Raw genomic sequence first — 22,156 nt, forward strand, 5'->3', positions numbered from 1 at the left:
AACGAAAATAAGAAGGAAGCCAGAATCAGGAAAAACAGAACCACCCACCAGATGCTTCGGATTTGTTTTTCGGGAGTTAAAAAAAAACGTAATGCCATATTTATTTATTTTTTAATTATCCGCTTTATTTCAATTTTGGTGATGCTTTCCGGCAACTGTTAACATACAATTTAGCAATTTGTAGTTGCTTTTTTTTTCAAAACATTCCAAATCAATAGGGCCAAAATTAGTGTAAAGACAGAAAACAATTTTTCGGAGTATGACTTGGCTGATAGGTTTCCAATAGTATTAAGAATAAAAAGAAAAAAGAAAATCCACAATATGCTATTTATTACTTTTTTATTCACCCGGAATTTTAAATAGTTTGCTCTAATAGATAAAACAGAAATTAAAAATAGATTGATGAAGATCGAAATTGCTTCGAATCCATACATTTCAGTATCATTTGTAAGGCGACCGCCCCAAGCAATGTCATAAGGAATAAGTTTTACCATTATGAAAAAGTGAAAAACAGTAACCATAAGTAGCATTCCCAGCAATATTTGTATCGAATTTATCTTTTTTTTCATTTTAAAATTTTATCCGCAATTTAATAAATCTCGATTGCTATATTCCCTTTTTTATGTCCTTTTTCTACATAAGTATGTGCTTCTACCATTTGTTCTAATGAATATGTTCGGTCTATAACCGGTTTCAATTGATCAGCGTCAATAAGCATTTTAAGGAAATTGATATCTTCTGCTGTATGACTTATAATACCATTTAATACTTTTATTTTCTTGCTACTGGTTATGGATGTCCAAGTCCCTTGCACCATTTCTGAAAATCCTGCCGCACTTAAAATCAATGTCCCACAAACTTTTAATGACCGCAAACTATCCGAAATTGACATCTTATTAACCGTATCAAAAATTACGTCATACGTTTCTCCGTTTTTACTAAAATCTTCTTTGGTGTAATCAATTACCTTGTCTGCTCCTAATGATTTCACTAAATCAACATTAATGGTGCTGCAAACTCCTGTAACATTTGCTCCAAAATATTTTGCCAGTTGAACAGCAGCCGTTCCAACTGCTCCTGAAGCGCCAAAAATAAGTACTTTTTGACTCTTTTGAATAGAAGCTTTTTTCAAAAAATGCAAAGCAGTTGTTCCTCCAAATGGAATTACCGCTACTTCTTGATGTGTAATAGTCGTAGGTTTTAATGCTATGGAACCCTTTTCCGGAAAACATTTATAGGAGGCATAAGTACCAAAACTCATATCGGTATGACCAAAAACGTCATCACCAACTTTAAAACGTTGCACTCCTGAACCTATACTTTCAATTTCACCTGAAAAAACACTACCAAGTAGATTTATTTTTGGTTTAAAAAGTCCAAAAAATAATCGAACGGCAAAAGGATCTGCTTTTCGTAGTCTTACATCACCTGAATTGACTGCTGTTGCCCGAATTCGTATCAGAATTTCATTATCCTTTGGAATTGGTTTTTCGACATCTCTCAACTCAAGAACTTCCGGAGAACCATATTGTGTATAGACTATTGCTTTCATGTAAAAATTAATTTTAAAACAAAGCAAAAGTACTAGCAACATTATTCCCTTTCATTGACTTTAGTTAAGAAATGAAAAAAATGTGTTTTTAAATTTTACAAAAGAAATAAAACCAATTATCATGAAAGACTATTATAAAAATGTTTACATCTAATGGAATATCACTTTCTCAAAAGAAATCCTTTTAGTAATTCCTTAAAAAGAATTTCCGATTTATATTGTAGATTAATACAAGATACTTTTGTCCAATGGATCCGGATATACAAACAAAAACTACACCTTTTGTTAAGCTACATTTTTGTATTTAATTTGATTGTTAAATTCTTCAATAGTTGCATAATTTAAAGTTGTGTATCCCTATTTTCTGTTGCACCAAATTTCACTATATCCAAAGATTTCCAATTTCATTTGTACTTTAGAAATGAGTCTCTTTCCATAAATATAAGCAGTTTTCAAGGATTTAAGAAAGCTTTCTGCTACTGTGTTGTTCCAGTAATTTCCTTTGTGTCTAAAGACCAATATAGAATCAAGTCATGTTCCAATTATTATTCTGTCTGCAAAATCAGAATTAGAAGATCAAATTTTAGGAATCGATTTAGGAGCAGATGCCTATATCACAAAACCATTTAATATGGATTTGCTGAAAACTCAAATTCGAAATTTGCTTAATTAACGTCAAAAGCTAAAAGAAAAATTCAGTAACTCTATTAAATGGGAAGTGGAAAGCGGTATTCTGATGTCGGCAGATGAACGTTTGATGGAGAGGATGTTTGATATAATAAAGAAAAATATGGATAATCCGGCACTTAGTGTTGAAATGATAAGTGATGAATTGAAAATAAGCCGAGCACAACTACATCGCAAAATGAAAGGAATTATAGATCAAACACCCGTAGACTTAGTGCGAAGTATCCGTATGAATCATGCCGCTACTTTGCTAACTACGACAGATCTTAAAACCTATGAAGTCGCTTATGCTGTAGGAAGTAATTCGCAATCGTATTTTTCAAGCAGTTTTTCCTAATTTTTCGGCAAGTCACCATCACAATTTAAAAAAGAAGGAAATAGTTAATATAAATAATCTTGACACCGCAGCACATTATACTCCCATAGATGATTTTTTGATTCCAACAGGAGAAATCGCTGGCGTAGAAAATTCAATTTTTAACTTACAAAAAAAGATAGCGATTGCAAAAAATCCAGATGCTCAAAATCAGCAACTACAATATGGTCTTGTTCATGATTATATTTATGTACTTAATCAAAAATTAGAATGTATAAATTATGCTGCTAAGGTTATAGAAACTTTTTTCAGGAAGAACTATGGAAATTTATAAAAACGAATCTGGTTTACAGCCCTATAGAAAATTTATTTTGGATATTACTGCAACTGAAAAAAATAGTAAAGTGTATGACTACAATAATAAATTCGCCAGAATTTCCCATGTAATTGGTTTTTCAATATAACCGCAAACATTTTTGTTTTTAGCTGCGCGGTCCTTATCCAACTGGTCAACTGAAGACGAAAGCATATAAATTTTTAATTGATCTTTTATACGGGTGTCAAAATTCTCAAATTCTTCTAGGAAATCCCAACCCGAGAGTATCGGCATATTAATATCTAAAAGAAGTATTGCTATTTTTTCGCTGGACTCAAAATAAAAGGACTTGATATAACTGAGTCCTTTTTCGGGATTACTAAATGCTTGCACTTCTGCTTTAGGAAAAACATGATGAATGACTTTTCGGCAAATAAGATTGCTAACGGCATCATCATCCACAACAATAAAATCTTTATATTTTTCGACAGAGCTAATTAAATCCATTTTAAAATTTGATTTTAAATTCTGTTTCTCAACTCTATTTAACACACCATACCCAAACTTTTACCCAACCTCCAAAATACCCCAATATCCTTATTGGTGCAACAATGCTATTTCAATTTTGTTACCCTAAACGTATGGCTACACACCACTTTACCAATTAATTATTTAAATAAAAAAAACTAGTATTAAACTTTATTTCATTTTTTAGGAATATCTAAACTAGGATACCTCTTACTGTATTTTGATAACATGTAAATTAATACTTTTAAATGGTTACCACAATACCCACTTTGGGTGATATTTCAATTATAAAGAAAAAAAAAGCATAAAACATGAAAAAAAAATTACAAGTAAGACACTATTAATCTTTTTCAATTCTTTTCTTTCAGTTAAAAAAATTTCCTTACTGCTTAAATCAATTGATAAAAATACGCATTTAGCCATTTTTAATAATTCTTGATACCCTATTATTTTATACTTTTGATTCATGCATTATACGAGGTCAACATGGATTAAAATAAAATAACGTATGAATTCCGATCAATTTATTTTCTGCCTCGAAGCTGTTCCCGACGTAGAAACTAGCACCACTACCGAAGTGGTCAAAAATTTAGAACAATTAGCTATGGAACTAGGCATTGCAAGTATTTATAAAACCTGCGACACCATTGAAGGATTGGAAGACAGCTTAAGTGCTTTACTCTATCATGACCATAATTTTACCGATTATGAAATCATTTATTTGGTAATGCCTGGGCAGAGAAACAACATTTGTCTCAATAACTATTACTACAGTTTAAAAGAAATAGCTGAAATTTTTGAAGGCAAAATGAAAGGTAAAATCATTCATTTTGCCAATGCAAAAATATTGGACTTAGACGAGGAAGAATCACAATATTTCTTAGCCATTACGGGAGCATACGCTATTTCTGGTTATGGTTCAAAATACAATAAAATAGCGAGTTGCAGTACTATCGACAAAGCTTTCTTTAGCCTATGCCAAGAACTAGATGATGTTGTGGAAATTGTGGAGAAATTGCATCAAAAACATTATGCACTTTGTAAGTTACTTGATTTCAGGTTGTATTATTAGTTTACCTTGTTGGTCTAAAAATGATCCTATTTAAAGTATCTTTACTTTTATTAAATTTCAAAAACAATGATTCTTTATATCAAAAATATGGTTTGCAACCGTTGCAAAATGGTAGTCAAAGCAGAATTGGAAAAACTTGGCATAACTACGCAAAAAGTCGAATTGGGAGAAGTTACCATTGACAAAGATTTGAACACATCAGAAAAGGAACAATTGGATCAGGTCCTCAAAGAATTGGGTTTTGAATTAATCGATGATAAAAAAAGCCGATACATCGAAAAAATAAAATCGCTAATTATTGAATTGATCCATGAACAAAACAATGATTTGAAAATTACCTTATCGGATTATTTGAGCCAAGAGGTGTATCACGATTATTTCTATCTTTCCAATCTTTTCTCTGAAATTGAAGGAACCACTATCGAAAAATACTTTATTGCCCAAAAAATAGAACGCGTCAAAGAATTATTGGCTTACAAAGAATTGTCTTTAGGCGAAATTGCATTCCAGCTGAATTATTCCAGTGTTGCCCATCTCAGTAATCAGTTTAAAAAAGTTACTGGACTTTCGCCAAGTCATTTTAAAAACATCCGATTGGGAGGTAGAAAATCTTTGGATGAAGTATAACTAATCAAAACACTGATTATCAATACATTAAAAACAAAGACAATTGCAATAAAAAGGAACTGACAAAAGTTTTTTCAGTTCATTTTTATTTACAATATTATCATTGATTACAATAAATTCCAAGCTCTACATTAAAGAAAATACTCATCTAATTTTAGGTTGTGGTAAGGACACAAACTCTGTTTCGTTGGGAACTCTTGGAAACTTTTGGTCCATCCAATCCTGTTTGGCTTTTTCAATTACGGCTTTATCCGAATGAACAAAATTCCAATAGATAAAATGCTCTTCAGGGAAAGGTTCACCTCCAAAAATATAGATTGTGCTATTTTCACTCATTTCAAATTGACAAAGACTGCTTTCCTTGGCAACCAAAATTTGCTTTGCCCCATAAGTGTTTCCGTCATTTTTAATTTCGCCTTCTAAAATATACAAAGCGCTTTCTCCGAACAGGTCTTTACCAATATTCAGTGTGGCTCGGTCAGTGCTTTTGATTTCAATAAGATATAACGGACTGTAAACAGGAACTGGTGATTTATTTCCAAAAGCTTCTCCCGCTATGAGTTTTATCGTGACATTGTCTTGTTGCCATTCGGGTATGTCTTTGGCTTCTATATGAAAGAAAGATGGTTCTATATTTTCCATTGCTTTGGGCAAGGCCACCCAAATTTGTAAACCGTGAAGGCTTTTATCGGTAGTTCTCAAACGCTCGGGTGTTCGCTCGGAATGGACTACTCCTTTTCCAGCGGTCATCCAATTGACAGCTCCAGGAGTAATTTCCATTTCGGTGCCAATACTGTCGCGATGCAATATTGCTCCTTCAAACAAATACGTGAGTGTCGATAACCCAATGTGAGGATGAGGCGGAACATCTAAGTTTTGGTAATCCTTCAGTTTTGCAGGCCCCATATGATCCAAAAAAACAAAAGGTCCTACGGCTCGCTTTTCTCGAAAGGGTAACAATCTTCCCACCAAAAAATTTCCAATATCGGCCGCTCTTTCTTCTATGATTAATCCAATGTTTGACATGACTATATTATTTGAGAATTAAAATCTTGAGGAACGAAATAGTCTCTATCAAAAGACAATCCTAAATTAAACAAAAAAAACCGCAAAAAGATTAATTTTTACGGTTTGAAATAGACAATAAAAACTTATTGCTTGATTAATTGTATTTCAACATTCAATTTAATTTCTTCTCCAACCAAAACTCCTCCAGTTTCAAGTGTGGAATTCCAAGTCAAGCCAAAATCTTTACGGTTAATTTTTCCTGTTATAGAAAGCCCTGCTTTAGTATTTCCCCATGGATCTGTCATTACTCCACTATATTCCGTTTCCAAAGACACGCTTTTTGTTACGTCTTTAATGGTTAAATCTCCATCTATTTGATAAAGACCTTCGTTCAGTTTTTTTACAGAAGTCCCTACGAAAGACAACTTTGGAAATTTTTCAACATCAAAAAAGTCTGCACTTCGCAAGTGATTGTCTCTGTCTCCATTGTTCGTGTCTACTGTATTTACATCAGCAGAAAAATTAATTTTTGAAGTTTCAAATTGATTGTCTTCGTTTTCGATTGTTACTTCTGATGTATTGAATTTACCAGATACATTAGTGAACATCATGTGTTTTACTTTAAATCCAATTTCGGAGTGTGTAGGGTCAATTGCCCAAGTTGATTTTGCCATTTTAATTTATTTTTTAAAGGTTTGTTATTATTTTTAATATTTGTTGTTGTTTATTATAAAATCATTGGTACTTCCATCAGTAAGATTTCGGTATCATCTGTATTTGCTGTAACTGTGAATGTGTTTGTATCCCAAATACCAAAACCATCTCTTTTCTCCAGTTTTTGGTTTTCGATAGTAGCTTCTCCTTTAAGAATGAAAGCATAGACACCATTCCCTTTTTTCTTGATGTTGTATGCTGTGGTAATTCCTTTTTCAAAGTTTCCCAAATGAAACCAAGCGTCTTGATGAACCCAAACGCCTTCATCATCGGGATTAGGTGATACAATTTGCTGAAATTTATTTTTACGAGCGTTCGGATCTAATGTGATCTGATCGTATCTTGGTGTAACATTCTTTTTATTGGGATATACCCATATTTGAAGAAACTTCACTAACTTATCTTGATTCTTGTTGTATTCACTGTGAAAAATTCCTGTTCCGGCGCTCATCACCTGAATATCGCCATTTTTGATTACAGTCGAATTCCCCATACTGTCTTTGTGTTCCAAATCACCTTCCAAAGGAATGCTGATGATTTCCATATTATCGTGTGGATGTGTTCCAAAACCCATTCCTGCATCCACTCTGTCATCATTAAGCACTCTTAAAACACCAAAATGCATTCGTTCTGGATTGTGATAATTAGCGAAACTAAAAGTATGATGACTTTCTAGCCAACCGTGATTGGCAAAACCTCTGGTATCGGCTTTATGTAAGATAGAATTTTCCATAATCTTTGAATCTGTATTTTGAATGTGATTGAAACCTAAAATTTCCGGTTTTTTGATTTCATCAATATCATTATCAACTATATTTCCAAGTGCGGCTGTTGCTGCAAACATTCCTGTTCCAAATAAGCCTTTTTTTATAAATTCTTTTCTGTCCATCTTTTATAATTTTATAGTACAAAGTTCTCTCTTTTCGAAACCCAAAGCATTGAACTAGTTCAAGAAAAATTCTTTATTAGTTTTAAACTTTTACTATCAAAGAACAAGGCAAATTTCTGACGATTCTAATTCCTGTGCATTGAACTAGTTCAAGAAAAAATCTCTTATTCTAAACTTTTACTTTCAAAGAACAAGGCAAAGTTCTGATGATTTCAATGGCTGTGCATTGAACTATTTCAAGAAAATCAAACTCAAAAAAAAACTCCCCATAAAACCAAAGCTCAATGGGAAGTCAATCATTATGCAAATAAATTTATTGTTTGGAAATCTTTGTTCTGATTTTACTCAAAAACTCTGCAGAAATTCCCAAGTAAGAAGCGATATAATGCTGAGCTACCCTTTGGGATATGGTAGGATATAATTTGATAAACTCAAGATATTTTTCAGGAGCCGATTTGGCCATCGTATTAATCAATCGGTTTTGAGTAGCAGAAAGGTTCTTTTGGACTATCAATCTAAAAAAGCGCTCGAATTTGGGAACTTTATGCAACAGCTCTTCTTTGTTGGTATCCGTAAGAACAAAGAGTTCGCAATCTTCCATTGTTTCAATATACATTTTACTAGGTTTCTTATCATTGAAACTGGCAATATCACTAACCCACCAATCCTCTATTCCAAACTGAAGAATCACTTCAAAACCATTGGCATCAATAAAATAGCTGCGAATACAACCTTTAACGATATAGGCTTCAAAATTGCAAATTTCTCCTTCTTGCAGCAAATATGTCTTCTTTGGAATTTTTTGATATTTCAATAAAGAATTGAATTGTTCTAGTTCCCCTTGAGTAAAAGAGGCAAATTTGCTAACGTTTTTATTTATGGCTTCAAACATAAAAAACTGATTTAAAGTTGGATTGCTACAAAATTTGTCGTCCCGATTCGGCTAAAGCGGATAGTATTTCATTTTTCAATAAGCCGCTTCCTCCACCGTAATGCTGAATGATAATTAGAGTTGGATTTAATTCGATTGCTTTTTCCCGAATCAATTGTTCTATGGTTTCTTCAATTCCGCAACTCAATAAAAGTATATCAAACTTAGAAAAATCGGAAACTGACAATGCCTGATTTTCATCCATAAAACCTTCGGCTGTCCAATCTTTCTCTGTATTTAGCAAACGGACAAGCACCTCGAGGATGGCTTCATTTTTACCTATTACCAAAAACTTTAATTTTTTCATGTTACGCATTTAAAATACAAAATTAGCCTAAATTTAAGAAGCATCTCTTAATCTAGTTCAAGAAAGGGACGATTCTTTTCTTTTCCGTGTTAATTATTTGTTGTATTGCAAAAACAGAATCGGAATATTGTATGGAAATTGTTTTTATCATTTAATAATTTTGAGGTAAGATTATATAAATTCAAAAAATCCTCTTATGAAAACGGATTTGCATGAGGGATCGCAACGGCATCTCCCGGTTTAGAAAAACAAGGCTTTTTTGCCGTAGTTTTTGTTAATCGGGAATACAGTGTAGCGCCCGACCTCGTTGCCTAAAATTGATGTTATCTAACCAAATGTTGTACAACGAGGTCATGCCCAAATTGAAACCCACCAAAGTCTTGCAACTCTTTCACAAGAATCTATAACTTATTAGAAGATTATCTGCTGAACTTTGTACTATAATTTAAAAGAAATACAAAAATGGCAACTCCAATAAATACTATATTTTACATTCCGCTGGAAGATGTCGAGAGCGAACATTGCGCACTTATCATCGATAACGGCCTGGGAAAAATAAAAAGCATCGATTCCCATACAGTGGAACTCAACAACAACAGAGCCGTGATTACGACTTCGAAACCCGAAGCATTGCCGGAAGCAGTCAGTGCGATTCGGGATTTGGGTTATGGCGTGACAACGGTAAAGAAAACCTTTCCCGTTCTAGAGATGAGTTGCGCCTCTTGTGCGATTGGGGTAGAAACTGCCGTTCAAATTCAACCCGGAATCGTTAGCGCATCGGTCAATTTTGCAACTGCAACTGTGGCAATAGAATACTTGCCTAATATGATTTCTATAGCCGAAATCAAGAAAGCAGTTCAGCTAGCTGGTTATGATTTGTTTATAGAAGAGGACAATAAAGAGCAAGAAACGCTGGAAGAAATTCATGAAAAAAAATTCAACCAATTGAAACTGAAAACGCTTTGGGCGGGATTGCTAACAGTTCCTGTGGTGATCATTGGAATGTTTTTTATGGATATTCCCTACGCCAATGAAATCATGTGGGTTTTATCGACCCCGGTGGTCGTTTGGTTTGGTCAAAACTTCTATATTAATGCTTGGAAACAAGCCAAACATCGTTCAGCTAATATGGATACGTTGGTGGCTTTAGGAACAGGTGTAGCGTATATTTTTAGTGTATTTAATACTTTGTTTCCACATTTTTGGCACGAAAAAGGTTTGCACTCCCACGTTTATTTTGAAGCAGCAGCGGTAATCATTACGTTTATACTGCTAGGGAAATTATTGGAAGAAAAAGCCAAAGGAAACACTTCTACTGCCATTAAAAAACTAATGGGGTTACAACCCAAAACCGTAACAATAATTACTGGTGATGAACAACAAACCACGATACCGATTGATACAGTTAAGCACGGAAATATTATTCTTGTAAAACCAGGAGAGCAAATCGCTGTGGATGGAATGGTAACCAAAGGAAACTCCTACGTAGACGAAAGCATGCTGAGCGGCGAACCTGTTCCGCTCTTAAAAAAGGAGAATGAAAAGGTGTATGCCGGAACGATTAACCAAAAAGGAAGTTTTCAATTCCGTGCCGAGAAAGTAAGTTCCGAAACAATGCTGGCCAGCATCATCAAAATGGTGCAGGAAGCCCAAGGAAGTAAAGCGCCTGTACAAAAACTGGTCGATAAAATAGCGGGTATTTTTGTTCCAATAGTAATTTTGATTGCGATTATTGCTTTTGTTTCATGGATTCTTTTAGGCGGGGAAAACGGATTTTCCCAAGGTTTGATAGCCTTTGCTACCGTTTTGGTGATTGCTTGTCCGTGTGCCTTAGGTTTGGCGACTCCCACTGCGATTATGGTCGGAATTGGTAAAGGTGCCGAAAACGGAATATTGATTAAAGATGCGGTAAGTCTGGAATTGGCACAAAAAGTGAATGCCGTTGTTCTGGATAAAACGGGTACTATTACCGAAGGTAAACCAATTGTAACTGATTCGCATTGGATGGACGAAAGTGGGCTTCTAAAACAAATTTTGGTCAGCATTGAAAAACAATCCGAACATCCTTTGGCGGAAGCCGTAATCAAACACTTTGATGACAATAGCAGCATTGCTTTAGAGCACTTTGAAAGTATTACAGGAAAAGGTGTTGCAGCAACAGTAGAAGGTAAAACGTATTTGGTTGGTAATAAAAAGTTATTACTGGAAAAAAACATACCCCTTTCGGATGAACTTATTGCAAAAACCAATGAATGGAGCGCCGAATCAAAAACGGTTATCTGGTTTTCGGACGGTAGCCAAGCGATAGCTGTAATTGCCATTGCTGATAAAATTAAAGAAACGTCTATAGCTGCCATTCAGCAATTGCAAAAATCAGGAATAACAGTTTATATGCTTACGGGAGATAATGAAGCTACAGCCGCAGCAATATCTAAAAAAACAGGTATTACCAACTATAAAGCCGAAGTGTTGCCTGAACAAAAAGCTGCTTTTGTAAAACAATTGCAAAGTGAAGGGAAAATTGTAGCAATGGTTGGAGACGGAATTAATGACAGTACCGCTTTGGCACAAGCCGATGTGAGCATTGCGATGGGAAAAGGCAGTGATATTGCGATGGATGTGGCCAAAATGACCATCATTTCATCTGACCTCAGTAAAATTCCCGAAGCCATTACACTCTCCAAACAAACTGTAGCGACAATAAAACAAAACCTGTTTTGGGCCTTGTTTTATAATATCATCGGTATTCCGATAGCCGCGGGAATTTTATATCCCATCAACGGATTCCTGTTGAATCCCATGATTGCCGGAGCAGCGATGGCGTTGAGCAGCGTAAGTGTGGTGAGTAACAGCCTAAGATTAAAATGGAAAAAATAATTTAGCCATTAGTGACTAGCAAATAGCGACTAGCTTCCATAATGATGAAACGATAAAACTAGGAATCTGCATTAGATATTTTTTTCGCAAAGACTCGCAAAGGACACACGAAGAATCACAAAGTTTTTTATAATAATACATTAAGAAAACAGTTAATCTTCGTGAATCTTGGAGCTACTTTGTGAAACTTCGTGAAATAATTTTCTATTGGGCAATAAAAAGTTAAAAACAACAAATAAATCTAACAAAAATGAACACTAATTTAAACGAAAAAGAAACCACATTTCATTTCAAAACAAATATAAAATGTGGTGGTTGTGTTGCAACTGTAACACCCTTTCTAAATGCTGTAAAAGGCATTAGCCAATGGTCTGTCGACACCGCAAACAATGACAAAATTCTATCCGTAACCTCCAATGGTATTTCAGAAGGCGAAATTATAGATACGGTTCAAAAAGCGGGTTATAAAATTGAGACTATAGATTAAAGAACCATTTTTCTATCATCAAAAAAATGAATGAACTTTCGACTCATTGGATTAAAAATTAGAGGTTTAAGGGCTTCATTCGTAGTGGATTCAATGTTGTTCCTTTATGTGCCACAATATGTTATTATTCACTCCTAATAGCCATAAAACATAACAACCTCATTCTTAATGAATAACATTTTATAAATAGATAAAAAATTTCTACTTTTAATTAATATTTAGACTGTTGGGCATGATTATTTAAAACGTCAGTTCGAGTGTTTTTTGTGGATAAAACGCAATAAAAAATGTATTGCGAATCGTTTCTAATAAAATTTTTCTTGTTCTCGATAAGATTTTCTAACGAAAATCACTCGACCTGACGAAAAATTATCATCAAAAACTAATTACGCCCAACGGCTTACTATTTATAAAAAAATAAGCATAAAAAATTGGTATAAAAGCAAAAAACTATCAGTAGAATAAATTCTTAAATAGTAAAGCCATGAAATATTTTGCAGACATACACAGTCATCCCACTATGAAATCCTATGGGCATAGCTTCCCGTCAAAAGAGAACAGTCAAAATCCATTATCTAACAGTTCCATTTGGTATTATGATCCGCCGACTCTTTCTGATTACCTCATAATACAAGCCCATAATTACATGACAAACTTTTCGGCCAATCTAACCCAAACTCGTAACCGAATTGATCCGGAAGAAATTGTAAACCGCATAATGGGCGATAATACTTATCCGTTTATACAAAAGCAATACCGTTAACATAAACCCTTATTACCATTGAAAGTGTATTAAATAAACGTAGTATAAAAATGATTTTAGTAACCTGGCTTCAATTGAATATCTGGTTTAAAAAAATCATCATATAGTGTACTTCAAGAAACTAAACAACTGTAAACCATCACATTCAGAATTGTTATTTACACAAATAAGTAGGTGTTTTTAATTTACATATGTTAAAAATTATTACTTTTAACATATAATTTCTTTGTAAATTATTTTTTTTTATAAAAAAAGGCAAATCTCAAGTGCCATTGTTCTTTAAGAATTTTCGAATTTCATTCCAAGTCTGATAAAATATTTAAGATTAACTCTCTAATTAAAAATTAAATTTATTATTCAAGTCCTAAAAACAAAAATAGATATAATATGCAATCAGAACAATACCTAAAAGAAAGAGTAAACGACCAAATAACATGGTACAACAAAAACAGTGGCAATAATAAATTCTATTATATGACTACTAAAGTTGTCCTAACCATTTCGGCTGCCATTATTCCAGCTCTAACGGCTTACATGGATAAAGACAATATTATTATCAAAATAGCAATTGGTGTTCTATCCGTATTAATGGCGATTTTAGTCAATATTAATGGGATTTTTCGATTTAAGGAAAACTGGATTCAGTACCGCTATATGTCCGAATTATTGCAAAGTGAAAAGCAACTCTACATTGCTGAAGCAGGAAAGTACAAAAACAACACGGAAAAAGATTCACTTTTTGTGGAATCTATTGAAGGGCTGCTAAAAAATGAAAACAGCCAATGGTTGGAAACCATCAAATCAGGAAAAGAAACGGAAAATAAATAACTAATGTTTCTAGGACAATGACAAAAAGCAAAGTTTATATATCATCAACTTTTAAAGACCTTGAATCCTTTAGAGGTTTAGTTATAAAAGAGTTTGAAAGTGAATTTTCAGAATCCTTTGAACTAAGCAGAATAATGGAATATATGTATGATAGTGGTAAAAACGTTCCTTTTGTTGATGACTGTTTAAATGAAGTGAAAGAAAGTGATGTTTACTTATTAATTCTTGGAAACCGTGTGGGCACGAATGTTCCAAATTCAGATAAAACATATACGGAACTCGAATATGAAACTGCCTTGAAAAATGGCAAACGTGTTTTTCGATTTATTAACAAAAACTTTGTCCAAACAGATTGTGATAATGTAGAAAAATACAATGCATTCAAACTAAAAATGCAAGGTTTACCTGCTCACGAATATTCAGATCTACAATCATTCGAAAATAAATTTTTAAAATGTATGAGTTATTTGTTACAGCAACCAATAGGAAACGCAACAAATGATCGTAAATTTTATATCATCCTTGCCTCTATACTTGGTTTAATAGGCATTATTGCATCTTATATCACCTACTCCCTTACAAAAGAATCCGAATACAATATACTCATAACATTACTAATTCCTTTGCTCTTTTCCTGCATCATTTTATTTGTATTGAAAAACGTAATATTCCCCACAGCAATGACAACTTTTAAATCATAATTCATGAAATGAGCATGGCTGTAAATTGATCATAAATAACAATGATGATATGCAAACTACATATGACCAATAAAAAACAATAAATATCGACATATGAAAAAAGAAACTGATTTACTCGAATATTTCATAGAAAATGAAAAGAAACAAAAAAAAATAACTCTTGTGGCGGCCATTTTTTTTTCCCTTTTTGCCATTGTAATTATAAGCTTAGGACTTTATGCACATAATCAAAACAAAATAATCAAATCAAACGAAGAAAATATCTCTAAGCTAAATACAAGTTTGAATGAGGCAAATAAAAAACTAAATCTAGCTGTTTCAAAACTAAAACAAGATTCATTGTCTTTAAATAGAACAGCTAAATATTTTAAAAAAGAAGAACTTGAACATCCTGAAACTTCAAACAATATTCCTCTAAACACTAATGAATACACATTATACATTCAATATATGGATGGTTATTTAAAGCAATCTCATCAATTAAAAGAAGTGTTTTCAGAAAAAAAATACACTATTGCAAAAGAACAGAACATGAAAATTATATTCAAATCCAGTGTTCGCTATTTTTATCCAAACGATAAGGAAAAAGCAATTAAAGTAGCCGAAATAGCTGAACAAACTATTGGAATGAAATTTAAAGTTCAGTATATGAATTTAATATCTCCAAAAAATCAATTGGAAATTTGGGTAGGGAAATAATTAATAAAATAAATAAAAATGACTACAGAAATAGAAAATGCATACACCACAATAGCACGGCAAATTACATCTCCTGTAGGACAATGTGTTTTGATATTAGGACCAGAATTGGTGATTAATAAAGATGGAATTGGATACAAAAACTATTTCAGAGACATTTTACCTAAAAAAAGTAAGTATTTTGATTCCGAAAATCTCTTTTACTTTTATGACCAATCTGACTGTTTTACCGTAAAAGACAAAGTAATAAAATATTATGAAGAAGTAGGTGACCCCGCCCTTATAGAAATGATTTCCAGAATTCCATTTCCGTTAATTATTAATGTAAATCCTGATAAAGCAATAAACAAAATTTACAAAAATAAAGGAATTCCATTTGCAGAAGGTCATTTCACAAAAGATTCTAAAACCGAATTTAATTCCTTAATACCCATTCCTTCAAAAGAAATACCTGTAATCTATAATATATTTGGTACCATCGATGTAGAACAATCTCTTATACTAACACATAAAAAATTATACCAAACCATTGAGTTCCTATTGCCAAAAAAATCATTACCCGATAATATTGAACTTTTTTTAAACGAGACTGCAAACAGTTTTATTTTTTTAGGTTTTAAATTTGATTCGTGGCAATATCAACTATTATGTCATAAACTTATAATAAAATCCCAAGAAGATGTAAAAACAAACATCAGTTCAATTGATATAATTGAAAATGAAAATGTCTCCATAATCATGAATAATTCTTTTGACATGAAGTTTACTTCGCAGAATCCGATGCAATGCATTCAGAATATAATTAGGAACATTGAAAGTATTCAAAAAGATAAAAACATACAATATTTGAGGCCAAAAAACCCCAATGGAGCTTATAGTACTTTTATTTCTTATGCACGAAAAGACGATAGCAATATTGAACGCGAAAACATTGTCAATTACATCGAGAAACAATTTAACACAAACAATCAAAATAATATATACCAACTTTTTAGAGACCGAAATGATCTTAAATATGGTGATAGCATAGATTCCTTTATGACCCATATTGGAGTGGGAAAAACGGTAATTCGCGTGATTAGCCATAAATATTTAACCTCAATTTTTTGCATGATTGAAGCCTATCGAATGCAAACCTATATGGATAATGATAAAAGAATATACACTATCGTAATGGACGATGCCGATATTCATTCGAAAGATAGTATAAAAAAATACAAGGATTATTGGTTCAATGAATGCCAAACCATTTTGAATGATCCAACAAAATTAGGAAACGGTAATTACGATGATTATGTAAAGATTTATCGATTTATAGACACTTTCATAGCCGAAATTAAAGATCAAGTGCATCTTCAATTAGCATATACCGATGTAAATAAAAAAAATGATCTTATAGCCCCTTCTGAATATACTATCAACGACACTAAAAAACCAGAATTCGAACAATTTTTAAGCAATGTGTTCAGTAAAATGCAAGAGCAATAATCATGGAAAACAACAACAACTATCGATATCCTGGGGTAAATTATTTCACAAAAAAAGACAAAGATATATTTTGTGGAAGACAAGAAGACACAAATGAATTCTATACTCAAGTAATGCTAAGTAGAACACTTGTTTTGCATGCTGAATCTGGTAACGGAAAAAGCTCTTTAATACAAGCTGGCTTTTTACCTCTATTAGAAGAAAAACAAAATGAATCGATTAAACTGGAACACAACCAATTCCTATTTTATCCTATTACAATTCGGTTTGATTCCATTAACAAAGCTAATGACACTAAAAAACAGCCCCTTGATACTAAAATACTAATTAACGACACTATTTCAAAAATTGAAAATTCGTTTCCAGAATTAAATAAAATTGAGCTTCCTTATTTAGAAAAAACAAACACAAATTCATTGTGGTGTATTGCAAAAAAATTAGCCACTAAAAAATTAAAATTGCTATTAATATTCGACCAATTTGAAGAATTACAAGGCTACCCAACAGAAACAATTACTTCTTTTAAAAAAGAATTAGCCGAACTATTAAATTCTGAAATCCCTAAACCTATTTATGAAGAGATAAAAAAAATAGCTTCTGAAAATGCTCTAATTGAAAATCTTGAAGAAGAAAAGAGAGAAGAATTCAATACTAATTTTAAATTTTACGAAAAGCCACTTGACGCAAAAATAATTTTTGTAGTACGAGAAGACAAACTTGGGACAATGAGTTTATTATCAGATTATTTTCCCAATATTCTTAAAAATGATTTTTTATTAAAATCATTATCGTTTCAGAATGCATGTCATGCTTTGACAAAACCAGCTACAGTGCCAGGAGATTTCATTTCACCCATTTTTAAATTTGAATCGAATGAGTTAGTACAAAATTTAATTACTGAAATTGCGGATAAACAAACAGGATTGGTTGACCCAATACAGATTCAAATAATAGCTACCAGAATAGAGAAAAATATTATTGAAAAAGCAAAATTAAATCCCAATACTGATTCTGAAACATTAGTTGTAACCAAAGATGACATTCCGCAATTAGGAGATATTATTAATGAATTTTACAATAATTGCTGGGAGACTGCAAAAGCCAAACTGCAACTTAGTGACGCTGAATTTGAGCATAAAAAAAACAATATCATCAGTGTACTGGTTGTAAATGACCGAAGAGATCTCGTAAACTCTGGCTGGATTATTGAAAACAAAACCGAAGAAATAGATCAAAAAATTGTGTCTGAATTACTAAAATCCGGGCTCCTTAGAGAAGTGCCTTCGGGAAATGATAAGTTTTATCAGCTTTGTCATGATCGATTTATAAAACCGGTATTAGAAGATCAAAAAAGGGTTGAATTACTGCAAAAGGAAAAAGAAGAAAAAGAAAGAACAGAAAACCTTGAAATACAATTAAAAGAGGAGAAAAAAAGAAGTGACCAGTTAAAAGAACTTAATGAAAAAGTCAAACATTCAAAGAAAATTGCTAATATAATTGGTATATTTTTTATTATTCTTCTATCATTCATGTTATATCAGAATAAAAGCGAATTAAATAAAAAATCAATAGAATTAAACAATAATAAAGATTCTGTAAATGAATTAACAATTGAACTAAAAACAAATGGAAAAGAATCCATTCCCGCATTTTATGTCTATGCAAAGCAACTATTGGACGAAAAAAAGCCATTGGAAGCTAAAAATGTGTTTTTAAGAATTCTAAAAATTGAAGATTCACCAAAAATCAGATATGCAATAACCAATATTTATTTTAAAAAAACTGGAATCAGTCATTTTAAAGAATTTTTCTTATCCAACAATTCAAATATAAAAGATTATTATGAGTTCTTTAATAACAACACTTTTTACGAAACTTTTGGTAATGGAACTTATGATAATAAAACTTTATTAGAATATTATTCAAATCTAGTAGCTTTAGATTTGGAATATTTAAAAATGAAACCGGTTAATAAATATGTAGTAGAAAAAGAAACTTCAGAACATTACAACTCTTTGGGCTATTATAGTTTATTATGCAAACAATATGAAAAAACGATTTATTTTTTTAATGAAAGTATAAAATATAGTAAAAGATATGGTATTAATAACGACGCTGCAAAGGGTAACTTACCACATGCCTATTTGTTCAATAATCGATATGAAGAAGCAAAAGAACTGTATTTAAGTCTAAAAGATAAACCTTTTAAAAATTTAAATTATGACGATAAAATTAAAACCTTTAAAGATGCTTTTTTAGATGATTTTAAAAATTTCAGAGAAGCAGGTATTACAAATAAAGATATGGATGAAATTCAGGCATTATTAGAAAAATAATGTTCAGCAAACCTTAAACAATGCTCTTTCTATTATCAAAAAAATGAATGGGTTTTCGGCTCATTGGATTAAAAATTAGAGGCTTTAGGGCTTCATTCGTAGTAAATTCGATTTTTGGTGTTACACGCAATTTAGCTCTGAAATGATCTTTTAATTCCTGCAAGAAAATCGGTGTTGGATTTTGAACCGCAATTTTTATGAGAATCTCATCTGTTCCTAAATCATTGGTGGTAATTTCGATGATGTAGCTTTCTATGCTGTCAAAATCATTTAAAACATCATTCATAGCGGGCGGATACAAAGTCGTACCTTTGTATTTAATCATTTGCTGTTTTCGTCCAATAACGGGGCCTACCCGCACTGTATTTCGTCCACATAAACAAGGATCAGTATGCAATTGTACAATATCACCGGTTTTGAAACGAACCAACGGCATCGCTTCAATTCCCAAAGTAGTAAAAGTTAATTCCCCAGATTCTCCATTCTTCACAGGATTATTGTTTTCATCCAATACTTCAACGATAATCAATTCGGGATGGTGGTGCCCTCCTACACCATGTTCACATTCAGTAAATGCAGTACTCATTTCAGTGGACGCATAGGTAGAAAACAACTTGATATTCCATTTATCTGTTATTTTTTTGGACAACACATTCATGCTGAAATCCTGATTTCGGAGTGATTCTCCAATACAAATTGCGCCTTTCACACTCGAATTATTGAAATCAATATTGTGTTTTTCTGCATATTCAATCATTTTTAACAAAAAAGAAGGAACGGTAATTAAATAAGTTGGTTTGTATTTTAAAATAGAATCCCATTGCAATTCTGGTATGCCGGCACCAACACGAATCACTCCCACTTTCATTTTTCGAAGTCCAAGGAAATAAGCCAATCCTGCCATAAAACGGCGGTCAATGGTAGTCATTAACTGCACAATATCTCCTTCTTTTATACCCGCACAATCAAACGAAATGGCTTCATTATAAGCCAATCTGTCCAAATCATTGTCGGTTAACCCAAAAGTTACAGGATCTCCCAAAGTTCCTGATGTTGTGGCGTAATCAATGATTTTTTGGACTGGAACACATAGAAAATCATCATTGTGTTTTTGCAAATCTTCTTTGTTAGTAACAGGCAATCGAGATAAATCCTCAATTGTTTTTATACTAGTACTATCAATATTATTTTTAACAAAAAGTGCACTATAAAAAGGCGAATTGGTATTCACATAGTTTAAAAGTTCAACCATTTTTTGTTCCTGAAATGTTTTTATTTCGGCTACAGTAGCTATTTCTATCTTTGGAATCATTATCGCTTTCTTTTTGTTTTCTTTAAATAGTTGCTAATCTCTTCTCTTTCAGGAAGGGTACTAATCTCTTTTGTCAATGCTTTTTCAAATTGCTCTTGAGCCAAAACGTATTTTTTATTTTGATAAAAGTACAACCCTGCTTTATAATAAACAACCCAATAATCCGGATTTAAAGATTGATAATATCCGATGAAATCTGGAGGTAAATCCTCCTTCCTTTTCAAAAACAGATCCACTTTTTTGTCCTCTATTCGAAACTTTTCGTAGTTTTGATAGGTAACCGTTTCCAAAAAAGGATCTTTGGCAATGTTCTTTTTTTCATCTTCTAAGGATACAATGATGTCATTCATTTTTCTTTTTCCAAAAATAACAGACAAATCATAACAGACAAATTCACCCAGTTGATAAGGACTTGCCGATACCCAAACTAAACGTTTTGAGGGTTGAAATACGATTCCGTGATGAGCCAGTAAATGGTTTAACGCTTTATCGTTCCCATATCCCAAAGGCAAATTATTTATCCCCTCTTTATTTCTAAGTATATCTACAGCTATTTGTGGAGTTATTTTTGGATTTACATCCAATAACTGAGTCATTCGATCAAAACGATATTGGGAATGACTATTTTTTATTTGGTCTTTATTTCGTTCGTTTTTTTTAAAGATATCACTTTGAAAATGATTGGAACAAACCAACTGATTGCCATTTGAAACATCAAAAACTCCTAAAGTATCGGGTGCAATTTCTATGAGAATAGCTTTATTGTCCTTGGCACTTCCCACCATAATTGACTCGGATACAAATACTTTTTTCTTTTTGGCAATGGCAATCGCTTCGTCAAGCGTTCTGGCGTATTGCAGTATTTCCCGTGTCAAAATAGAAATAGGTGTCTTGGCAATTAATGGAATTTTAGACTTGCTGGCATTGATTGTTACTGTCAATCCTTCTGCATTCATTCCGGAACAAACGCCAATCATTCCTGGCCAGGTTAACATCATAAACGGATACCCCCCTCTTGGATTGATAAATGCAACTATTTTATCTTTTGCGAAAGCATCACCAACATAAAAATCGAAATTCCTTCCCAAAATTAAATTCCCCTCTTCAGTTTTATCTCCCCAAACTGCAAAAGAAGTACAACCGACCATAGCCAAATCCTGAACGGCATGCCCAATATCATGAGCGCCGTGTAAATACATATCTCTTAAAAAATTGGGAGCTATAGAAGCTAAGTCCTTTGGTGCATATTGTGAAAGACCGTAAATTTCGGTTTGAAATTCATTATCCACATTCAGATATAACTTTCGATTGTACCAATTTAAAAAGCGAATCATTACACTTTTTTTAAAATTAGATGGAATCAAATCATTTACTCTGTCAAAAAACAGATACTCTTGTTTTTTTAATAAAGAATCGGTCAAACTCCCAATAGCCAAACCGCGTTCCAGTGGATCGCCTTCAACATAGAGTTCCCATAAATTATGTTTATTTTTTAGCAAAAAATTATTGCCTGTGTAAAAAGCAGTATTGGATTGTTTGGCAACAACAGGAATCGTGTTATTAAAACTTGCTATTTTGGGTTGGTGGTGTATCGATTTTGAGATGCCACAAGAGGCAACTGCAAAAACGAGGAAAACAATATAGCAAATATGTTTTTTCATATGTTGATAATATTTGTTTTTTAAAGGATCATGATATAGACGATCATCATTTGTGTT

Annotated in this window: 23 protein-coding genes; 13 read left to right on the forward strand and 10 right to left on the reverse strand. The window is 32.6% G+C overall.

Going from position 1 to position 22,156, the window contains the following annotated elements:
* Positions 1–170 precede the first annotated feature (170 nt).
* Both KZH69_RS16215 and KZH69_RS16220 read right to left on the reverse strand, forming a co-directional pair.
* Positions 171–569, reverse strand: a complete 399-nt coding sequence (locus KZH69_RS16215; protein WP_219318523.1) for a hypothetical protein — start codon at positions 567–569, stop codon at positions 171–173.
* Positions 570–589: 20 nt separating this feature from the next.
* Positions 590–1,552: an NAD(P)-dependent alcohol dehydrogenase gene (locus tag KZH69_RS16220; RefSeq protein WP_219318524.1), complete on the reverse strand. Its 963-nt coding sequence runs from the start codon at positions 1,550–1,552 to the stop codon at positions 590–592.
* A 502-nt stretch (positions 1,553–2,054) separates the two neighbouring features.
* On the opposite strand from KZH69_RS16220, the gene KZH69_RS20715 reads away from it, so the two are divergent.
* The 3 genes from KZH69_RS20715 (at position 2,055) to KZH69_RS16235 (ending at position 2,889) form a co-directional block, all read left to right on the forward strand.
* A complete protein-coding gene (locus KZH69_RS20715) occupies positions 2,055–2,225 on the forward strand; it encodes a response regulator transcription factor (RefSeq protein ID WP_219318525.1) in 171 nt (56 codons plus the stop codon).
* Between the two features lie 63 nt (positions 2,226–2,288).
* Positions 2,289–2,576 (forward strand): helix-turn-helix domain-containing protein, encoded by a 288-nt coding sequence (locus KZH69_RS16230; protein ID WP_219318526.1) that lies wholly within the window; start codon positions 2,289–2,291, stop codon positions 2,574–2,576.
* Between the two features lie 97 nt (positions 2,577–2,673).
* A complete protein-coding gene (locus tag KZH69_RS16235) occupies positions 2,674–2,889 on the forward strand; it encodes a hypothetical protein (RefSeq protein ID WP_219318527.1) in 216 nt (71 codons plus the stop codon).
* Between the two features lie 78 nt (positions 2,890–2,967).
* Here KZH69_RS16235 and KZH69_RS16240 read toward each other — a convergent pair whose 3' ends face one another.
* Positions 2,968–3,378 (reverse strand): response regulator, encoded by a 411-nt coding sequence (locus KZH69_RS16240; protein WP_219318528.1) that lies wholly within the window; start codon positions 3,376–3,378, stop codon positions 2,968–2,970.
* A 529-nt stretch (positions 3,379–3,907) separates the two neighbouring features.
* On the opposite strand from KZH69_RS16240, the gene KZH69_RS16245 reads away from it, so the two are divergent.
* Positions 3,908–4,471: a DUF6642 family protein gene (locus KZH69_RS16245; protein WP_219318529.1), complete on the forward strand. Its 564-nt coding sequence runs from the start codon at positions 3,908–3,910 to the stop codon at positions 4,469–4,471.
* Positions 4,472–4,537: 66 nt separating this feature from the next.
* A complete protein-coding gene (locus KZH69_RS16250) occupies positions 4,538–5,098 on the forward strand; it encodes an AraC family transcriptional regulator (RefSeq protein ID WP_219318530.1) in 561 nt (186 codons plus the stop codon).
* Positions 5,099–5,242: 144 nt separating this feature from the next.
* Here the strand turns inward: KZH69_RS16250 and KZH69_RS16255 are convergent, their stop codons facing one another.
* From KZH69_RS16255 to KZH69_RS16275, 5 genes are all read right to left on the reverse strand, one after another.
* On the reverse strand, positions 5,243–6,124 hold the full coding sequence (locus tag KZH69_RS16255; protein WP_219318531.1) for a pirin family protein: 882 nt from the start codon (positions 6,122–6,124) through the stop codon (positions 5,243–5,245).
* 125 nt (positions 6,125–6,249) lie between these two features.
* Complete coding sequence (locus KZH69_RS16260) at positions 6,250–6,780, reverse strand: YceI family protein (RefSeq protein WP_219318532.1); 531 nt, start codon at positions 6,778–6,780, stop codon at positions 6,250–6,252.
* Positions 6,781–6,833: 53 nt separating this feature from the next.
* Positions 6,834–7,553, reverse strand: a complete 720-nt coding sequence (locus KZH69_RS16265; protein ID WP_255558355.1) for a pirin family protein — start codon at positions 7,551–7,553, stop codon at positions 6,834–6,836.
* A gap of 469 nt (positions 7,554–8,022) precedes the next feature.
* The gene (locus tag KZH69_RS16270; RefSeq protein ID WP_219318534.1) at positions 8,023–8,601 is read right to left on the reverse strand and encodes a Crp/Fnr family transcriptional regulator; all 579 of its coding nucleotides are present in this window, start codon (positions 8,599–8,601) and stop codon (positions 8,023–8,025) included.
* Positions 8,602–8,626: 25 nt separating this feature from the next.
* Positions 8,627–8,947, reverse strand: a complete 321-nt coding sequence (locus tag KZH69_RS16275; RefSeq protein ID WP_219318535.1) for a hypothetical protein — start codon at positions 8,945–8,947, stop codon at positions 8,627–8,629.
* A gap of 462 nt (positions 8,948–9,409) precedes the next feature.
* Between KZH69_RS16275 and KZH69_RS16280 the strand changes: the two genes are divergently transcribed.
* The 8 genes from KZH69_RS16280 (at position 9,410) to KZH69_RS16315 (ending at position 19,126) form a co-directional block, all read left to right on the forward strand.
* Entirely contained in the window at positions 9,410–11,824 is a 2,415-nt protein-coding gene (locus tag KZH69_RS16280) for a heavy metal translocating P-type ATPase (RefSeq protein WP_219318536.1), read from the forward strand.
* A gap of 250 nt (positions 11,825–12,074) precedes the next feature.
* A complete protein-coding gene (locus KZH69_RS16285; RefSeq protein ID WP_219318537.1) occupies positions 12,075–12,311 on the forward strand; it encodes a heavy-metal-associated domain-containing protein in 237 nt (78 codons plus the stop codon).
* A gap of 484 nt (positions 12,312–12,795) precedes the next feature.
* Positions 12,796–13,074, forward strand: coding sequence for a hypothetical protein (locus KZH69_RS16290; protein WP_219318538.1), 279 nt, complete (start codon positions 12,796–12,798; stop codon positions 13,072–13,074).
* Between the two features lie 387 nt (positions 13,075–13,461).
* Complete coding sequence (locus KZH69_RS16295) at positions 13,462–13,902, forward strand: DUF4231 domain-containing protein (protein WP_219318539.1); 441 nt, start codon at positions 13,462–13,464, stop codon at positions 13,900–13,902.
* Between the two features lie 17 nt (positions 13,903–13,919).
* Entirely contained in the window at positions 13,920–14,603 is a 684-nt protein-coding gene (locus KZH69_RS16300; RefSeq protein ID WP_219318540.1) for a DUF4062 domain-containing protein, read from the forward strand.
* 93 nt (positions 14,604–14,696) lie between these two features.
* On the forward strand, positions 14,697–15,302 hold the full coding sequence (locus KZH69_RS16305) for a hypothetical protein (RefSeq protein ID WP_219318541.1): 606 nt from the start codon (positions 14,697–14,699) through the stop codon (positions 15,300–15,302).
* Positions 15,303–15,320: 18 nt separating this feature from the next.
* Positions 15,321–16,790: a toll/interleukin-1 receptor domain-containing protein gene (locus KZH69_RS16310; protein WP_219318542.1), complete on the forward strand. Its 1,470-nt coding sequence runs from the start codon at positions 15,321–15,323 to the stop codon at positions 16,788–16,790.
* Between the two features lie 2 nt (positions 16,791–16,792).
* On the forward strand, positions 16,793–19,126 hold the full coding sequence (locus KZH69_RS16315; RefSeq protein WP_219318543.1) for an nSTAND1 domain-containing NTPase: 2,334 nt from the start codon (positions 16,793–16,795) through the stop codon (positions 19,124–19,126).
* A 13-nt stretch (positions 19,127–19,139) separates the two neighbouring features.
* On the opposite strand, the gene flxY is transcribed toward KZH69_RS16315, so the two are convergent.
* Positions 19,140–20,438: a flexirubin biosynthesis putative acyl-CoA ligase FlxY gene (gene flxY, locus KZH69_RS16320; RefSeq protein WP_219318544.1), complete on the reverse strand. Its 1,299-nt coding sequence runs from the start codon at positions 20,436–20,438 to the stop codon at positions 19,140–19,142.
* On the reverse strand, positions 20,438–22,099 hold the full coding sequence (locus tag KZH69_RS16325) for a C45 family autoproteolytic acyltransferase/hydrolase (protein WP_219318545.1): 1,662 nt from the start codon (positions 22,097–22,099) through the stop codon (positions 20,438–20,440). The genes flxY and KZH69_RS16325 overlap by 1 nt, the downstream gene beginning before the upstream one ends.
* Between the last annotated feature and the right edge of the window lie 57 nt (positions 22,100–22,156).

The organism is Flavobacterium taihuense (assembly GCF_019351435.1).
Lineage (GTDB): Bacteria > Bacteroidota > Bacteroidia > Flavobacteriales > Flavobacteriaceae > Flavobacterium > Flavobacterium taihuense.